The sequence below is a fragment of the Pseudomonas sp. FJ2-5-13 genome (genome assembly GCF_029201605.1).
GTDB lineage: Bacteria > Pseudomonadota > Gammaproteobacteria > Pseudomonadales > Pseudomonadaceae > Aquipseudomonas > Aquipseudomonas lactis.
In genome coordinates this window covers 1906141-1922217 of the sequence record NZ_CP104045.1, presented here as the reverse complement: position 1 = coordinate 1922217, position 16077 = coordinate 1906141, and the positions used below count along the sequence as shown (strand labels likewise).

14 protein-coding genes are annotated in these 16077 nt (G+C 59.6%); 9 read left to right on the top strand and 5 right to left on the bottom strand.

Annotated elements, in window-relative coordinates:
• Positions 1-103: 103 nt before the first annotated feature.
• Positions 104-1834, top strand: a complete 1731-nt coding sequence (locus N2A98_RS08665) for a monovalent cation:proton antiporter-2 (CPA2) family protein (RefSeq protein WP_275623269.1) — start codon at positions 104-106, stop codon at positions 1832-1834.
• On the opposite strand, the gene N2A98_RS08660 is transcribed toward N2A98_RS08665, so the two are convergent.
• On the bottom strand, positions 1821-3029 hold the full coding sequence (locus N2A98_RS08660) for an ammonium transporter (protein WP_275623268.1): 1209 nt from the start codon (positions 3027-3029) through the stop codon (positions 1821-1823). The two genes, N2A98_RS08665 and N2A98_RS08660, sit on opposite strands and share 14 nt — an antisense overlap.
• A 345-nt stretch (positions 3030-3374) precedes the next feature.
• Between N2A98_RS08660 and N2A98_RS08655 the strand changes: the two genes are divergently transcribed.
• The 7 genes from N2A98_RS08655 to N2A98_RS08625 all read left to right on the top strand — a co-directional run bounded on the left by N2A98_RS08655 (position 3375) and on the right by N2A98_RS08625 (position 11020).
• Positions 3375-3689 carry a YqjD family protein gene (locus tag N2A98_RS08655; protein ID WP_003189926.1) on the top strand — a complete coding sequence of 105 codons (315 nt, stop codon included), beginning with the start codon at positions 3375-3377 and terminating at the stop codon, positions 3687-3689.
• Between the two features lie 2 nt (positions 3690-3691).
• Positions 3692-4096: a phage holin family protein gene (locus tag N2A98_RS08650; protein ID WP_125969718.1), complete on the top strand. Its 405-nt coding sequence runs from the start codon at positions 3692-3694 to the stop codon at positions 4094-4096.
• A complete protein-coding gene (locus N2A98_RS08645) occupies positions 4093-4434 on the top strand; it encodes a hypothetical protein (protein ID WP_032892697.1) in 342 nt (113 codons plus the stop codon). The genes N2A98_RS08650 and N2A98_RS08645 overlap by 4 nt, the downstream gene beginning before the upstream one ends.
• Positions 4435-4599: 165 nt before the next feature.
• Positions 4600-5931, top strand: coding sequence for a deoxyguanosinetriphosphate triphosphohydrolase (locus N2A98_RS08640; protein WP_032892699.1), 1332 nt, complete (start codon positions 4600-4602; stop codon positions 5929-5931).
• A gap of 167 nt (positions 5932-6098) precedes the next feature.
• Entirely contained in the window at positions 6099-6500 is a 402-nt protein-coding gene (locus N2A98_RS08635; RefSeq protein ID WP_032892702.1) for a response regulator, read from the top strand.
• Positions 6501-6749: 249 nt separating this feature from the next.
• Positions 6750-7376, top strand: a complete 627-nt coding sequence (locus N2A98_RS08630; RefSeq protein ID WP_003189917.1) for a response regulator transcription factor — start codon at positions 6750-6752, stop codon at positions 7374-7376.
• An 8-nt stretch (positions 7377-7384) separates the two neighbouring features.
• Complete coding sequence (locus tag N2A98_RS08625; RefSeq protein ID WP_044273994.1) at positions 7385-11020, top strand: transporter substrate-binding domain-containing protein; 3636 nt, start codon at positions 7385-7387, stop codon at positions 11018-11020.
• Between the two features lie 67 nt (positions 11021-11087).
• On the opposite strand, the gene N2A98_RS08620 is transcribed toward N2A98_RS08625, so the two are convergent.
• Together N2A98_RS08620 and N2A98_RS08615 are read right to left on the bottom strand one after the other, a co-directional pair.
• Positions 11088-11570, bottom strand: a complete 483-nt coding sequence (locus N2A98_RS08620; RefSeq protein WP_275623267.1) for a GAF domain-containing protein — start codon at positions 11568-11570, stop codon at positions 11088-11090.
• Positions 11567-12457, bottom strand: a complete 891-nt coding sequence (locus N2A98_RS08615; protein ID WP_044273993.1) for an ATP-binding protein — start codon at positions 12455-12457, stop codon at positions 11567-11569. Before N2A98_RS08615 ends, N2A98_RS08620 begins: the two co-directional genes overlap by 4 nt.
• 164 nt (positions 12458-12621) lie before the next feature.
• On the opposite strand from N2A98_RS08615, the gene N2A98_RS08610 reads away from it, so the two are divergent.
• Positions 12622-14931, top strand: a complete 2310-nt coding sequence (locus N2A98_RS08610; RefSeq protein WP_044273991.1) for a response regulator — start codon at positions 12622-12624, stop codon at positions 14929-14931.
• Between the two features lie 21 nt (positions 14932-14952).
• Here the strand turns inward: N2A98_RS08610 and N2A98_RS08605 are convergent, their stop codons facing one another.
• Both N2A98_RS08605 and msrB read right to left on the bottom strand, forming a co-directional pair.
• Complete coding sequence (locus N2A98_RS08605) at positions 14953-15438, bottom strand: glutathione peroxidase (protein WP_014717681.1); 486 nt, start codon at positions 15436-15438, stop codon at positions 14953-14955.
• A gap of 152 nt (positions 15439-15590) precedes the next feature.
• The gene (gene msrB, locus N2A98_RS08600; protein WP_003189907.1) at positions 15591-15983 is read right to left on the bottom strand and encodes a peptide-methionine (R)-S-oxide reductase MsrB; all 393 of its coding nucleotides are present in this window, start codon (positions 15981-15983) and stop codon (positions 15591-15593) included.
• Positions 15984-16077: the final 94 nt, after the last annotated feature.

The window sequence follows — 16077 nt, the reverse complement described above, 5'->3', positions numbered from 1 at the left end:
TCGCTCCTACGGTGTAAAAAGCCTGATCCAGATCACCATGGCCTATAACTGATTCAGCGATTCTCGCGGCTTTTTTGCCGCTCACCCTGCAACGGAGATGCCTGTGTTCGCCAACCTGCTGATTATCCTGGCTTCATCCCTGGTGGTGATTGCGTTGTTTCGCCGGCTGCAACTGCCGCCTGTGCTGGGCTACCTGTGCGTTGGCCTGGCAGTGGGGCCCACCGCGCTGGACTGGGTCAATGACAACGAAGACCTGCCGGACCTGGCTGAGATGGGCGTGGTGTTCCTGCTGTTTTCCCTGGGGCTGGAGTTTTCCCTGTCGAAAATGTTGGCGCTGCGCAGCGTGGTATTTGGCCTGGGCAGCCTGCAAGTGCTGGGGTGTGGGGCATTGCTGGGCGTATTACTGATGGGCTTTGGCCTCGCACCCGGCATCGCGTTGCTGCTGGGCGCAGGGCTGGCGTTATCGTCCACGGCCATTGTCAGCAAGGAGTTGACCAGCCTCGGTGAGATCTTCAGCAGTCATGGCCAGAACGCGATAGGCGTGTTGCTGTTTCAGGACGTCGTGGCGGTGTTGCTGCTGACGTTGGTGCCGGTGTTTGCCGGCAGCAGTGACCAAGCCTGGTACTGGGCGCTGCCGCTGACCCTGGGCAAGACCGTGGTGCTGTTCGTGGGCCTGTTGCTCGCCAGCCGCTGGTTGCTGCCGCGCTTGTTCCGTGAAGTCGCCGCGTCCCATTCGGCGGAGCTGTTTGTGCTGCTGGCGCTGGTGATTGTCTTGCTCACCGCGTGGCTCACCCACCTGCTGGGCCTCTCCCCTGCCCTCGGTGCGTTCCTGGCCGGCATGCTGCTGGGCGAGAGTCATTACCGGCACCAGATCGAAGCGGATATCCGCCCGTTTCGCGACATCCTGCTGGGGCTGTTTTTTGTCAGCATCGGCATGCTCATCGATCTGCAGTTGTTCGTCAGCCACAGCCTGTTGATCCTCGGCCTGACGCTCACGCTGATGCTGGTCAAAGGCAGCGTCGTCGCGGCGCTGGTCAAGTGGCGTAACAGTGACACCGAAACAGCCTGGCGCAGCGGTCTGGCGCTGGCCCAGGGCGGCGAGTTCTGTTTTGCGCTGATGGCGCAGATGCAGCAGAGCCGGTTGATTCCCGATGAGTTCAACGGCCTGCTACTGGCCGCCACCTTCTGCTCGATGCTGCTGACACCGCTGCTGTTGCGTGCGGCACCGGCCGTTGCCCTGCGCCTGCACCGCAAGCCCAACCAGCAAGTGCAACTGGAGCAGATCACCGCGCTCAATGCCCAACTGCACGGGCACGTAGTGATTTGCGGCTATGGCCGCGTAGGCCAGTCCATTGGGCGCTTTATGCGCCGCGAACAACAGGCGTTTATCGCCCTGGATGATGACCCCGAACGGGTGCAGGAAGCCGCCACCGAGGACAGCAGCGTGCATTACGGCGACTGCCGCCGTGGCGCCTTGCTCAGTGCCGTCGGCCTGGAGCGAGCGCGGTTGGTGGTGATCGCGGTGGACAACAGCGATGTCGCCCTGGTGGTGCTCAAGGAGGCGCGGCAGATCAACCCCGACGTGCCGATCCTGGTGCGCACCCGCGATGACAGCCAGTTGGCTGAACTCAAGGCCGCGGGCGCCAGCGAAGTGGTGCCCGAGTTGCTGGAGTCGAGCCTGATGCTCGCCGCCCACGCCCTGATCCTGCTGGGCCTGCCGGACCAACAGGTGCAGGCGCGGGTGGATGAGGTACGGCACAACCGCTACCGCCTGCTACACGGTTTTTACCCGCCGCCACATACAGATGAAGACGCGCCGATCAATCCTGACTGACCGCGCCGATCTTGTGGATCGACAGGTCCGCGCCGTAATACTCCTGCTCCTGGGTCAAGCGCAGCCCTTGCACGCGCTTGATCACGCCGTACACCAGCAAGCCGCCGCCAAACGCTACCACCACGCCCAGCCCGGTGCCGATCAACTGGCTGATCAGGCTCACACCGCCCAGCCCACCCAGGGCGGTCTGGCCGAAGATGCCGCAGGCAATGCCGCCCCACACACCACACAAGCCATGCAACGGCCACACACCCAGCACGTCATCGATCTTCCAGCGCGACTGGGCCGCGATAAAGCACCACACGAACAAACCGCCAGCGACCACACCCGTGACCAGCGCGCCCACCGGGTGCATCAGGTCGGAACCGGCGCAGATCGCCACCAGCCCGGCCAAGGGACCGTTGTGCAGGAAACCCGGATCGTTACGACCAATCACCAAAGCAGCCACGGTGCCACCGACCATGGCCATCAACGAATTGACGGCCACCAGGCCACTGACGCCATCGAGGGTTTGCGCGCTCATCACGTTGAAGCCGAACCAGCCCACGATCAGAATCCACGAGCCCAGCGCCAGGAAAGGAATGCTCGACGGCGCAAACGCCACCAGGCGTCCTTCACGGTAACGCCCATTGCGCGGGCCCAGCAGCAACACCGCCGCCAGCGCCAGCCAGCCGCCCATGGCGTGCACCACCACGGAACCGGCAAAGTCGTGAAAGCTGGCGCCAAAGGTTGCGAGCAGCCAGGCTTGCAAGCCAAAGTTGCCGTTCCACACCAGGCCTTCGAAGAACGGGTAAATAAACGCCACGATCAGCGCGGTGGCACACAGCTGCGGCGCAAACTTCGCACGCTCGGCAATCCCGCCGGAAATGATCGCCGGAATCGCCGCGGCAAACGTCAGCAGGAAGAAAAATTTCACCAGGCCGTAACCATGATCGGCGCTGATCACGGCGGCCGGTTGCAGGAAGCTCACACCGTAGGAGATCCAATAGCCTATAAAGAAATAGGCCAGCGTTGAAATCGCAAAATCACTGAGGATTTTCGACAAGGCGTTGACCTGGTTCTTCTGGCGTACCGTGCCGACTTCAAGGAAGGCAAAGCCGGCGTGCATGGCCAGCACCATGACCGCGCCAATCAGGATGAACAGGGTGTTGGAACTGTGGACAAGGGTGTCCACTGCGCTTTGCAAGTTTTCCATGGAGGTTGGCAGGCCTGCATCAAGGCAAAAAGCACCAAAGCGGTTCAAGCCAGGGTTTCGCGCACTAAATTGGCACCGCCGGCTTCACCCTTCTTCAGAGGGCGTGAACCGCTTTAGCGCAGCGATCAACACAACAGGCCGTTGCCGACAGGGTTTTTCCGCGAAGTTGAGTGATTTAGGGTAAGGTTTTTCAAGGTTTTCACCTCGACCGCCCGGATTCAGCGCAGGCCCCAGGGCCTGCGCACCAAGGCAAAGCAAAAGCTGTACCACACAATTGCACTGAACCTTCAGCCAACGCCGCGACTCGAAACCACACGTACAGATCAGCTACCCACGGAGACAACCATGGCCGGTAAAACAGCAAAGACTGCTCAAGAGATACTGATGGAGGATTTTCAAACCCTGGTCAGCGATACCGAAAAGTTGCTGGACGACACCGCCGTGCTGGCCGGTGACCAGGCTGACGAGCTGCGCACCAAGATCCACGAGAGCCTGCTCAAGGCCCGCGAGACCCTGCAATTGACTGAAGACTCGTTGCGCGAGCGCGGCCAGGCGGCGATCACTGCCACCGAAGACTACGTGCAAGCCAACCCATGGCAGTCGGTCGGCATTGCTGCCGGCGTAGGCTTTTTGATCGGTCTGCTGGCTACAAGGCGCTAACCATGTCTATCGGCGAATCCGGCTCATCTTCGAGCGCACATTCCTCAGCAAGCGGTTCGACCTCCCGACGCCTGGGCGCAGCTGTGCTGGGCTTGCTGCACAGTCACGTCGAGTTGTTCGGCATTGAATTACAAGAGCAAAAGGCCCGCACCGTCAGCCTATTGCTGTTTGCCGGCCTGGCGTTGGTGTTTGCCCTGCTGTTGCTGGTGGGGTTGTCGACGCTGGTGATGATCCTGGTGTGGGATACGGGCTATCGCCTGACCGGCATCATCTGCCTGTGCGTGTTCTATAGCCTGGCCGCTGCGTTCTGCGGTGTGCGTTTGAAGGCGGCGGTGTTCGATGAATCCACGCCCTTCCACGCCACGCTCGAAGAATTGGCCAATGACCGGGAGCGCCTGCTGCCATGAGCATGACTGAGATCCCGCAAAACACATCACGCCGGGAAATGCGCAAAGCCTTGATCCGCCTGCGCATGGAAATGCACCGCCAGGAAATCCGGCATGAGTCACAACAACTCATGGCGCCCCTGCACAAAATGCGCAACATGCGTCACAACTGGCAGGACAGCCTGGGCATCAAGCACGCGCCGTTGTGGGGCGTGGCGGCGGTCACGCTGATGGGCTTCTTTACCGGCAAAGGCGCCAAGGGCGGCAGCATCAGCAGCATCACGCGCCTGGTGCGGCTGGGTGCCGGGTTGATCCCGCTGATCAAGTTGGCCATGCAAAGCTCTTCGCGCAAAAGCTGATACGCGTGAGCCGATGACCGCAATGACCAGACACGTGCTGGTCATTGCGGTTTTTTGCGCTGGCTGTTAATTGATATCGACTCGGCTTACCGCTGGATTCGCTTGCACCACAAAAGCGGAAGCGGGAAGCTGGAACTGTCATTCATCTTACGGAGAACCTGCGCCTTGGATTGGCCCACCCTGCTGACCCGCGAACGTCTTGGAAAACCCCTGCACAGCCCCGAAGAACTGGGCCGTAGCCCCTTCCACAAAGATCACGACCGCATTATTTTCTCCGGCGCGTTCCGGCGCCTGGGGCGCAAGACCCAAGTGCACCCGGTTTCGAGCAACGACCATATCCACACACGCTTGACCCACTCCCTGGAAGTCAGCTGCGTGGGGCGTTCACTCGGCATGCGCGTGGGCGAAACCTTGCGCAGCGCCCTGCCCGACTGGTGCGACCCGAGCGACCTGGGCATGGTGGTGCAATCGGCCTGCCTGGCCCATGACATCGGCAACCCGCCGTTCGGGCACTCGGGCGAAGACGCCATTCGCCACTGGTTCCAACAGGCCGCCGGGCGCGGCTGGCTGGATGACATGAGCAGCGCCGAACGCAATGACTTCCTGAACTTCGAAGGCAATGCGCAGGGCTTTCGGGTACTCACCCAACTTGAATACCATCAGTTCGACGGCGGCACGCGGCTGACCTACGCCACCTTGGGCACTTACCTCAAATACCCCTGGACCGCCCGCCACGCCGACTCGCTGGGCTACAAGAAACACAAGTTCGGCTGTTACCAGAGCGAACTGCCGATTCTTGAGCAGATCGCCCACAAGCTTGGCCTGCCCCAGTTGGAGGAGCAACGCTGGGCACGTCACCCGCTCGTCTACCTGATGGAGGCCGCCGACGATATCTGCTATGCGCTGATCGACCTGGAAGACGGCCTGGAAATGGAGCTTCTGCAGTACGCCGAAGTCGAGTCGCTGCTGCTGAACCTGGTCGGCGATGACCTGCCGCAAACCTATCGCCAACTGGGCCCAATGGACTCACGTCGCCGCAAGCTGGCGATCCTGCGCGGCAAAGCCATCGAGCACCTGACCAATGCGGCGGCGCAGGCGTTTGTCGAACAGCAGGACGCCCTGTTGGCCGGCACGCTGCCCGGTGACTTGGTGGAACACATGCACGGCCCGGCAAAGCGCTGCGTGCTGGATGCCAAGGACATGGCACGCAAGAAGATCTTCCAGGACAAGCGCAAGACGTTGCATGAGATCGGGGCCTATACCACCCTGGAAATCCTGCTGAATGCCTTTTGCGGCGCGGCCCTGGAACAACATGGCGGGCGCACGCCGTCGTTCAAGAACCGGCGCATTCTCGATTTGCTGGGCAATAGCGCGCCGGACCCCGCCTGGCCGCTGCACGCCTCTTTCCTGCGCATGATCGACTTCATCGCCGGCATGACCGACAGCTACGCCACCGAAATGGCACGGGAAATGACCGGGCGCTCCAGCCCTCAATAACGACTCCATCCAACTGCCTGTTCCCTGAAGCGAATTGCCCTACGATGGGAACAGAGCAGCCTGATCGAATTCGTACAGGCGCACGAAGAATAATCACGCGCGCCCCAACGGACCCGCCGAGTAATTCCTACTGCCCCCATCGACGCTTGCCTTACTGTGTGCTCTTTATGCCCAGCTATTCTCTTCGTATTCTTTTGGTGGAGGATCACCCCTTTCAACTCATGGCCACCCAGTGCCTGCTCAGAAGCTTCGGCTTCGAAAAACTGACCCCGGTGGAAAACGCCGAGCAAGCCATACGCGTGATGAGTCAGTCCGAACACCCTTTCGACCTGATGTTATGCGACCAATGCCTGCCCGACCTGCCCGGGCTTGAACTGGTGGAAATCGCCAGCCGCCGGCGCTTCATCACCAGCGCTATCTTGTTAAGCGGTTTACCCACCTCGGAATTGGTTAACCTGACGATACAAGCCGCACAACGAAGTCTCCCCCTCCTTGGCTACTTATCAAAGCCTTTGAACAAAGATGAACTTGAGCGATTAGTCCGCTCAACTTTTAACCCACTCCTGTAGGATTTTAAACATCCCCTACAACGAAAAACGATTCGGGGTCCGCCGTAAATCTCCAAGCCTCCCTTCTTGCCTGGCCCATCCTCAAAACGCTCACATGCCCTGTCACGATTACCTAACAACTTGTAGGTCTATACCTTTTTAAATGTAGGAACTTTCCTGTTCTGCATCTACTCCGTGCGAGCTTCATACTGTGCACTCACCTTCTGAGCTAATGTGCCCGCTTTATCTGCACCTGCATGGAAAGTGACTATGAACACAGTTTTTATTATCGATGACCACCCCGTTATCCGGCTTGCCATTCGAATGTTGCTGGAGCACGAAGGTTACAAAGTCGTCGGCGAAACAGATAACGGGTGCGATGCCATACAGATGGTCCGTGAATGCCTTCCAGACCTGGTGATTCTCGACATCAGCATCCCGAAACTTGATGGCCTTGAGGTGCTCTGCCGGTTCAATGCCATGAACACCTCGATGAAAACCCTCGTCCTCACGGCCCAATGCCCCACGCTGTTTGCCACGCGCTGCATGCGCTCGGGGGCCGAAGGCTACGTGTGCAAGGAGGGTGACCTGAGCGAGTTGCTGAGTGCCATTCGCGCGGTGCTGTCCGGCTACAACTACTTCCCCAGCCAGGCTTTGAATGGCCCCGGAACCGAAGGCATGGATGCTCAAGAGCTGGAACTGTTCAAGACCGTCAACGACCGGGAACTGATGGTCCTGCAACTGTTTGCACAGGGCCGCACTAACAAGGAAATCGCCAAAGGCATGTTCTTAAGTAACAAGACCGTCAGCACTTATAAAAAGAGACTCATGCAAAAACTCCAAGCCAAATCCTTGGTTGACCTCATCGAGATGGCAAAACGAAACGCGCTAGTGTGAGAAAGCGGATGCCCAGGCGTATAAAGGACTATCTAATAATATTAAGTGCCGGTTTGTACTTCAGCACGACTGTGCTCGCTGAGCACCAAACCAGCCCGGAACGCTTCACCCTCTTGAGTCGCGCGGGAGCTGTTCAACTGGACACTCATTTTGACAAGGCCCAACGCCAGTGGCTGCAGAACAAACGTGAACTAACGCTGGGTACATCCACCCCAGACTACCCGCCCTTTGACCTCACTTCCAGCGGCCATGATTATGAAGGCCTTACCGCCGATTACGCCGGCTTGCTGGCCAAGGCACTCTCCCTGCCCATCACTGTGATGCGCTACCCGTCCCGGGCGGCGGCCATTCGTGCCCTGGAAGCCGGGGAAATTGACCTGCTGGGCTCCTCCAACGGGTTTGAAGCGGCAACGCCGAACCTTATCCTCTCCGAACCCTATGCCGTGGACCAGCCGGTGCTGGTCACGCGCGAGGGAGAAACCCGCAGCCTCAGCGAAGGCCTCGACGGGCTGCGCCTGAGCCTTGTCTATCACTACCTGCCGCTCAATGAGGTGGAAAAGCTGTACCCCAAGGCGATCATCCGTGCCTACCCGTCTTATCAAAATGCCTTGAATGCAGTGGCCTTCGACCAGGCGGATGTGTTTCTCGGTGACACCATTTCCACCCATTACATGATCAACAAGGGCTATCTCAAAAACATTCGCATGGCCAACTTCGGCAAGCATGAAGCGTATGGTTTCAGTTTTGCCACGCGCCAGGACAACCGGATGCTCCTCAGCATTGTCGATTCAGCCCTGGCCTCAGTGCCCATCAACGAAAGGGACAGCATTGCCAAGCGCTGGAGCGCCGGCAGCGACATTCTGCTGACCGACCAGAAACTGCAACTGACCCAGCGCGAAGAACGCTGGCTTAAAGAGCATCCGGTGGTCACGGTGATCGTCAACGAAACCTTCGCGCCCCTGACGTTCTTCGATGCGGACGGCAACTTTCGCGGCATCACCGCTGACTTGCTGGAGTTGATTCGTCTGCGCACCGGCCTGCGCTTTTCGGTGCAGCGCGGCCGCGAGGTCGGCGCGATGATAGAACAGGTCGCGGCCCAGAAAATCGATATGATCGGCGCCATCGTGCCCAGCAACGAACGAGATTCGCAGCTTAATTTCAGTCGCCCCTACCTGGAAAACTCCTATGTATTGTTGACACGCAGAGAGCAAGGTGCCCCCTCGAACATGGAGCAGATGGCAGGAAAGCGTCTGGCAATCACCCGAGGCAGCCCACTGGCCGCGACCTTGAGCAAAGACTTCCCGCAGGTTCAACTGGTGGAAACCAGTGATACGTTCAGAGCATCGGAGCTGCTCGCACAGGGACAAGTGGATGGCGCAGTGAACACCCTGGTGATCGCCAACTACTTCCTGTCTTCCCAGGTCTTCCAGGATAAGTTGCAAATCAGCGCCAGCATCGGCACGACCCCTGCGACCTTCACCCTGGCCACCTCGCGTCAAGCCACGGAGTTGAGCTCCATCCTCGACAAGGCCCTGCTCAGCATTGCCCCGGATGAAATGGGTGTGATCAACAGCCGCTGGCGTGGCTACACCGCCGCATCCGACAGCTACTGGCGTAATTACCATCAACTGATCGCGCGCATCATCATCGGCACCGGGCTGCTGCTATTGATCTCCCTGGCCTGGAACGCCTACATGCGTCGCCAGATCAAGCATCGAAAAATGGCCGAACGCGCCCTCAACGATCAGTTCGAGTTCATGCGCGCACTGGTCAATGAGACGCCCCATCCGATCTACGTGCGCGACCGCAATGGGCTGTTGCAGACCTGTAACGACAGCTACCTGCAGGTGTTCGATGTCAAGCGCGAAGAGGTGATCGGCAAAAGCGTGACCCAGATGACCATGGCCCTGGCCTCGGAAGCCGCCCAGTATCATGCTGACTATCTGCGCGTGGTGGCCGAGGGTAACCCGCTGATCCTCGATCGCAGCCTGCATATCCACGACAGGAAACTGACCATCTACCATTGGATCCTGCCCTACCGCGACTCTACGGGCGAAGTCCAAGGCATCATCGGTGGCTGGATCGATATCAGTGACCGACGCCAGCTATTCGATGAACTACGCGCTGCCAAGGAGCGTGCCGACGAGGCCAACCGCGCCAAGAGCACGTTCCTGGCCACCATGAGCCACGAGATTCGCACCCCGATGAACGCCGTGATCGGCATGCTCGAACTGACGCTCAAGCGCGCCGACCAAGGGCATCTTGACCGCCCGGCGATCGAGGTGGCGTACAACTCGGCCAGAGACCTGCTGGAGCTGATCGGTGACATCCTCGACATCGCGCGTATCGAGTCCGGCCGCCTCAGCCTGGCGCCGGAGCGCGTCAACCTGCGGGAGGTGATTGAATCAGTGGTGCGCGTCTTCGATGGGCTGGCACGCCAGAAAACCCTCAGCCTGCTGCTGGAGTTCAAACCCGACCTGAACGATATCGAGGTGCTGATAGACCCGCTGCGCTTCAAGCAGGTGCTATCGAACCTTGTGAGCAACGCGATCAAGTTCACCGAACAGGGGCAGGTCAAGATCAAGGTTGAGCTGCAGCCAACCCAGGCACCGGAGCAGATCGAGCTGAAACTAGTAGTGGAAGACACCGGCATCGGCATCAGCCGGGAGGACCAACTGCGCCTGTTCGAACCCTTTGCCCAAGCGGACAACTCCGGGCAACTGGCCCGCAGCGGCGCGGGCCTGGGTCTGGTGATCTGCCGCAGCCTGTGCGCGATGATGGGCGGCCAATTGAGCCTGAGCAGCGTGCCCATGGTGGGCACCCAGGTGCACGTCAACCTGAGCATGCCTCGCCTGCAAGCGATCCAGGCGGAGGGTGAACACACGCCGCAAACGCCGGCCACCGCACTGGTGCTTAACGTACTGGTGGTAGATGACCACCCGGCGAACCGCCTGCTGATGTGCCAGCAACTGGGCTACCTGGGGCATAAATTCACCGCTGCCGAGCACGGTGCGGCGGGGTTCCAGGCCTGGCGTAAAGAGCATTTCGACCTGGTGATTGCCGACTGCAACATGCCCATCATGAATGGCTATGAACTGAGTCGCTCAATCCGTGAGTATGAGCAGCGCGAACAATTGGTGCCCTGCGTGGTGCTGGGCTTTACCGCCAATGCCCAGCCAGAAGAAAGGCAACGATGCGTGCAGGCCGGCATGGATGACTGTCTGTTCAAGCCCATCAGCCTCACCGTACTGGAGCGCCAACTGGCACACATTGTCCCTAAAGCCGTGCACCAACGACTGGACCTCCAATGCCTGGAAGCGTTGACCGGCGGTGACCCCCATTTGAGTCGACGCCTGCTGGAGGAACTACTGAGCAGCAGCCATCAAGACCGCCAGATCCTTAGCGAACTGCTGGATCGACACGCTCCACTCTCGGAAATCATTGAGCAAGCCCACAAGATCAAGGGCGCAGCCCGTATCGTGCAAGCCCATTCATTGGCGGGGCAATGCGAAGCCTTGGAGCAAAGCTGTTCGCGCAATGAGGAGTGGGCCGTGATCGAAAGCGGTATCAAGGCCCTGGAACAACTCATGCAGGCACTGGAAAAGATGCTGCAGGTTCAACTGGATGAGCTGCAAAGCCAATAAGCGCCAGTGCCGGTAGGGGTAGGAGTGAGCAAACGCGCCCCTACCCCAACCTGCCTCACCAGCCGCTTCAGCAGTCGGTCAACCGCAGGAAAATCTCCACCAGCCGCTCAATGCCCACCTGGTCCTGAGGGGTGAAACGGGTCAGCAATGGGCTGTCGAGGTCAAGAACGCCAATCAGGTGACCGTCCTTGACCAAGGGCACTACCAATTCACTGTTCGAAGCGCTGTCACAGGCGATATGGCCTGGGAACGCGTGCACATCCTCCACGCGCTGGGTTTGCCGCGTTGCCGCAGCCGCACCACACACGCCACGACCAAACGGAATGCGCACACAGGCGATCTGCCCCTGGAAGGGCCCCAGTACCAACTCTTCATTGCGATTGAGGTAAAAACCCGCCCAGTTCAAGTCATCCAACTGGTTGAACAGGAACGCGGAAAACTGCGCACTGTTGGCAATAAAATCGCGCTCATCAGCCAACAGCGACTCCAGTTGCGCGCACAGCATGGCATAGCCATCAAGGCCGCTGCCGGCCTGTTGTAAATCGATCATGGTTGACGTTCCAACAATTTAAGACCCACCCAGTAACGGGCGAATTGATAGGCACACCGGCCATTGCGGTTGCCCCGCCCAGTGGCCCAACGCACCGCGAGGACATCAAGCTGCTCATCGCGCTGCCACTGCAAGCCGGCCTTGCTGGCCAACTCGCCGATCCAGTGCTCCACCACATCCAGGAAATGCTCCTGGCTAAACGGGTAGAACGACAGCCACAGGCCAAAACGATCCGACAAGGCAATCTTGTCTTCAACCGCCTCGCTCGGGTGCAATTCGCCATCCACGCGCTTCCAGTTGTCATTGTCGCTCTGGTTTTCCGGCACGAGGTGGCGACGGTTGGACGTGGCATACAGCAGCACGTTTTCCGGCGCCTGTTCCAGGGAGCCATCGAGCACGCTCTTGAGCACGCGATAATCGCCTTCGCCCGCTTCAAACGACAGGTCATCGCAAAACAGAATAAAGCGTTGGGGGAGCTTGAGCAGTTGCTCGACCACCCGCGGCAGATCCGCCAGGTGGTCACGCTCGATCTCGATCAAGCGCAAGCCCGCCTTGGCGTGCTGGGCGAGCAAGGCACGAACCATGGAAGACTTGCCGGTGCCACGCGAACCCCATAACAGCGCATGGTTGGCGGGCAAACCGTCGAGAAACTGTTGGGTGTTGCGCGCCAGTTGCTCGCGTTGTTTATCGACACCGATCAGGTCCGACAGGCGCATGTCCAGGCTGACCTCCAGCGGCAACAGGAAGCCAGTGCGGCCTTCGCGCTGCCAACGGGCGGCCAGGCATTGGCTCCAGTCGATCGCTTGGCGCGGGGCGGGTAACAACGGTTCCAGGCGAGCCAGCACCGCATCGGCGCGCTCAAGAAAGGCATTCAATCGAGAATCCACAGCTATTCCTCTGGCAACTTCTTGCAAAAGATGGCGTATTGGCAACCCTGCGGCACACTGCATGGGCTGCATCAAAAAAACGATTCATGCCGGGCGAGCCAAAGCTTGTGGATGTTCAGCTATGCTTGCCGGGCGAAGGGAAACGCTAAGTGGTTCAACACTCGATGGATATCAAGTTCGCCCACCGCTTGTCTTATAAACAAGCCAGATTGACTGTGCTGGTCGGTTTCGTCTTGGGAACCCTGCTCAGCCTGATCCAAATCGGCATTGATTATGCCAGTGAAGACGCATCCATCAACCGTGAAATACGCTCACTGATTGAAATCAGCCACAACCCGGCGTCACGCATCGCCTACAACATCGATGCCGAACTCGCCCAGGAACTGACCCTGGGCCTGCTGCACTCCCCTGCCATCATCCGCGCGCAGTTGATCGACAACAATGGCGTGGTGCTGGCCGACGTCAACCGCCCGCGCAAAGAAAGCAACTATCGGCCCGTCAGCGATTTTCTGTTTGGTGCCAATCGCCAGTTCGAAGACCGGCTGTTTCTCAGCCATATGCCCAACGACTCCCTGGGTGTGCTGCGCCTGGACGTCGACACCTATGCCTTTGGCAGCCGTTTCCTGCATCGCGCAGAGATCACCCTGCTCAACGGCTTCGCCCGCAGCCTGTTGCTCACCGGGATTTTACTCGGCCTGTTCTACGTAATGCTCACCCAACCGCTGGTGCGCATTATCCGCGAGCTGAGCACACGCAAACAGGCGCGCCTGGATTGCCCACCGGGGCATGAACACGATGAAATCGGCGTGCTGGTCAGCGTCGCCAACCAGCAATTCGAAAACATGGAAACCGAGATCCAGCAACGGCGCCACGCCGAAGACCGCCTCACGGAGTACCTGGGGCAACTGGAAAATATCGTTTCGGCGCGCACCCTTGAACTCAAGACCAGTAACCAACGCTTGAGCCAGTCCAACGATGAGCTGGAGGCGGCGAAAATGACGGCGCTGGGCATGGCCCAGGCGCGGGCGGCATTCCTGGCCAATATGAGCCATGAAATCCGCACGCCACTCAACGGGCTGCTGGGCATGATTGCCCTGTCACTGGACAGCCCGCTGACCGCCGAACAGCGCCAGCAACTGTCCATTGCCCATGACTCAGGCAAAGTGCTGGTGGAGTTGCTCAACGATATTCTCGACCTGTCCAAATTCGACGCCGGCCAGTTGGAACTGGAGCATATCCCCTTTGACCTGGGCTCCCTGGTGGAGGACACCGCCAACCTGCTGTCGCAAAACGCCGCGCCGAGTGTGGAGCTGACCTGCCTGATCGACCCGCAATTTCCCGCCCAGGTGATCGGTGACCCGACCCGTGTGCGGCAAATCGTCAGCAACTTGCTCTCCAATGCCTTGAAGTTCACCCGCTTCGGCCGCGTCGATGTGCGCCTACGCGCCTTGGAAGGCCGGGTCAGCATCGAAGTGTGCGACACCGGTATTGGCATCGCTCAGGAAGCCCAGGTGAAAATTTTCCAGCCGTTCACCCAGGCCGGCGCTGGCATCACCCGTCAGTTTGGCGGCACGGGTTTAGGCCTGGCACTGACCCATAACCTGTGCGAAGCCATGCAAGGCCGCTTGAGTATCAGTTCGGAGGTGGGCTTTGGCAGCCAGTTCTGCGCCGACCTTCCACTGCCGGCGCATTTGCCTGCCACACGCTATGCACCGCTCACGGGCGAGGTGATCGCCATCACCAACGCCGGCGGCGGGCTGACGGAGCTGCTCACCACGCTATTGCCCTCTTGGGGGCTGACGCCGCGGTGCTATTCCCAGGACGATGATCTGAGCGGGCTGGCGCCCGACCTGTTGATCACTGACTGTCCTGAATGCTTGTTCCGCTTGCGCCCGGGCATCAGCGCGCCGATTCTGCTGGTCACCGCCTACGGCAACTTTTTGCCCAGCGAAGAAGTCGCGGCCCTGGCGCCGCTGCAGCAACAAGCCCGCCCGTTGAGCCGTAACGCGCTGTACCAGATCCTGCAACGCAACCTGCGCAGCGACGCGCAACTGGTGCTCGACCCGGTCCAGATAGAAACCGCACCGCTTGCGCACCGTGCGCGCATCCTGTTGGTGGAGGACAACGCGGTCAACCAACTGGTGGCCAAGGGCATGCTCAGCAAGCTCGGGTGCGAGGTGATCGTCGCAGCCCATGGCGGCGAAGCCCTCAAGCTGCTGGAGGACCAGCGCTTCGATATGGTGTTGATGGACTGCAACATGCCCGTGATGGATGGCTATGAGGCCAGCCGACAGATTCGCCGCAGCGGGCGTTGGCCGGACTTGCCCATCGTGGCCTTGACCGCCAACGCGATGGCCGAAGAACGCGAGCGTTGCCGGGCCGCGGGAATGAACGATTACCTGGCCAAGCCGTTTCGCCGGGAAGAACTCAACGCGCTGCTTGAACTGTGGGTACCGAAGACCACCAGCCTCTGACGGGTACCCGCACCGCGTAGGTCATTTGAGCAGGGCTTCGATCTCCTGGGTCAAGTCCTGGGGCTTGGTGGTTGGCGCAAAGCGCTTGACCTGCTGGCCATCACGGCCGATGAGGAACTTGGTGAAGTTCCACTTGATATTCTTGGAACCCAGTAGCCCCGGAGCCTGCTTTTTCAACTGCACGAACAGGGGGTGAGCGTCGCTGCCATTGACATCGATCTTCTTGAACAGCGGAAAACTGACGCCGAAATTCAGCTCGCAAAACTCGGATATCGCGCCTTCGTTGCCCGGCTCCTGCTTGCCGAACTGGTTGCAGGGAAAGCCGAGCACTACCAGGCCCTGGTCCTTGTATTGCTGCCAAAGTTGCTCAAGGCCCTTGTACTGAGGGGTGAAGCCGCATTTGCTGGCGGTGTTGACCACCAGAATGGCCTTGCCGGCAAAATCGGCCAAGGTCTTTTGTTCACCCTTGATGGTGGTGCAAGGGATGCTCAGCAGGGAGTCGCTCATGGCAATACCTCAAGTCAGCGAAAGAAGAACCTTATTCGTGTAGGAGCGAGCTTGCTCGCGAAAAACTCCCAGACGCCGCGCTCATTCAGGCGCCCCGCGTTATCGTTGGCGTTTTTCGCGAGCAAGCTCGCTCCGACGGGGGCTATGCAAGCCTAGCGCGGCACCAGATCCAGGCATACCGAGTTGATGCAGTAGCGCAGGCCCGTCGGCGGTGGACCGTCCGGGAACACATGCCCCAGGTGTGCGTCACACTTGGCGCAAGTGACTTCGGTGCGAATCATGCCGTGACTGACGTCGCGGATCTCGACCATTGCGCTATCGGCAATCGGCTCATAGAAGCTGGGCCAGCCGCAGCCGGAATCAAACTTGGCCTTGGAATCGAACAGCGGCTCGTTGCAGCAGATGCAGTGGTAGACGCCGTCGGTCTTGGTGGCGTTGTACTTGCCGCTGAACGGTCGCTCGGTACCTTTGAGACGGCACACGTTGTACTGCTCCGGATCGAGCATCGCCTTCCATTCGTCTACAGTTTTCTGCAACTTATCCATCGGTACACCTCGGCAACTGAAAAACCCTGATCTGTGTCTTTTCCATGGATCAGGCGGCACGTATGATTGCGCCTCTTCAAAACGCCAGTCTGGC

Coding starts and splice junctions, on each gene's coding strand:
- N2A98_RS08645 (WP_032892697.1), top strand. CDS start 4,093: ATGAGCATGACTGAGATCCCGCAAAACACATCACGCCGGGAAATGCGC.
- N2A98_RS08660 (WP_275623268.1), bottom strand. CDS start 3,029: ATGGAAAACTTGCAAAGCGCAGTGGACACCCTTGTCCACAGTTCCAAC.
- N2A98_RS08650 (WP_125969718.1), top strand. CDS start 3,692: ATGTCTATCGGCGAATCCGGCTCATCTTCGAGCGCACATTCCTCAGCA.
- msrB (WP_003189907.1), bottom strand. CDS start 15,983: ATGGATAAGTTGCAGAAAACTGTAGACGAATGGAAGGCGATGCTCGAT.
- N2A98_RS08605 (WP_014717681.1), bottom strand. CDS start 15,438: ATGAGCGACTCCCTGCTGAGCATCCCTTGCACCACCATCAAGGGTGAA.
- N2A98_RS08630 (WP_003189917.1), top strand. CDS start 6,750: ATGAACACAGTTTTTATTATCGATGACCACCCCGTTATCCGGCTTGCC.
- N2A98_RS08620 (WP_275623267.1), bottom strand. CDS start 11,570: ATGATCGATTTACAACAGGCCGGCAGCGGCCTTGATGGCTATGCCATG.
- N2A98_RS08635 (WP_032892702.1), top strand. CDS start 6,099: ATGCCCAGCTATTCTCTTCGTATTCTTTTGGTGGAGGATCACCCCTTT.
- N2A98_RS08610 (WP_044273991.1), top strand. CDS start 12,622: ATGGATATCAAGTTCGCCCACCGCTTGTCTTATAAACAAGCCAGATTG.
- N2A98_RS08625 (WP_044273994.1), top strand. CDS start 7,385: ATGCCCAGGCGTATAAAGGACTATCTAATAATATTAAGTGCCGGTTTG.
- N2A98_RS08655 (WP_003189926.1), top strand. CDS start 3,375: ATGGCCGGTAAAACAGCAAAGACTGCTCAAGAGATACTGATGGAGGAT.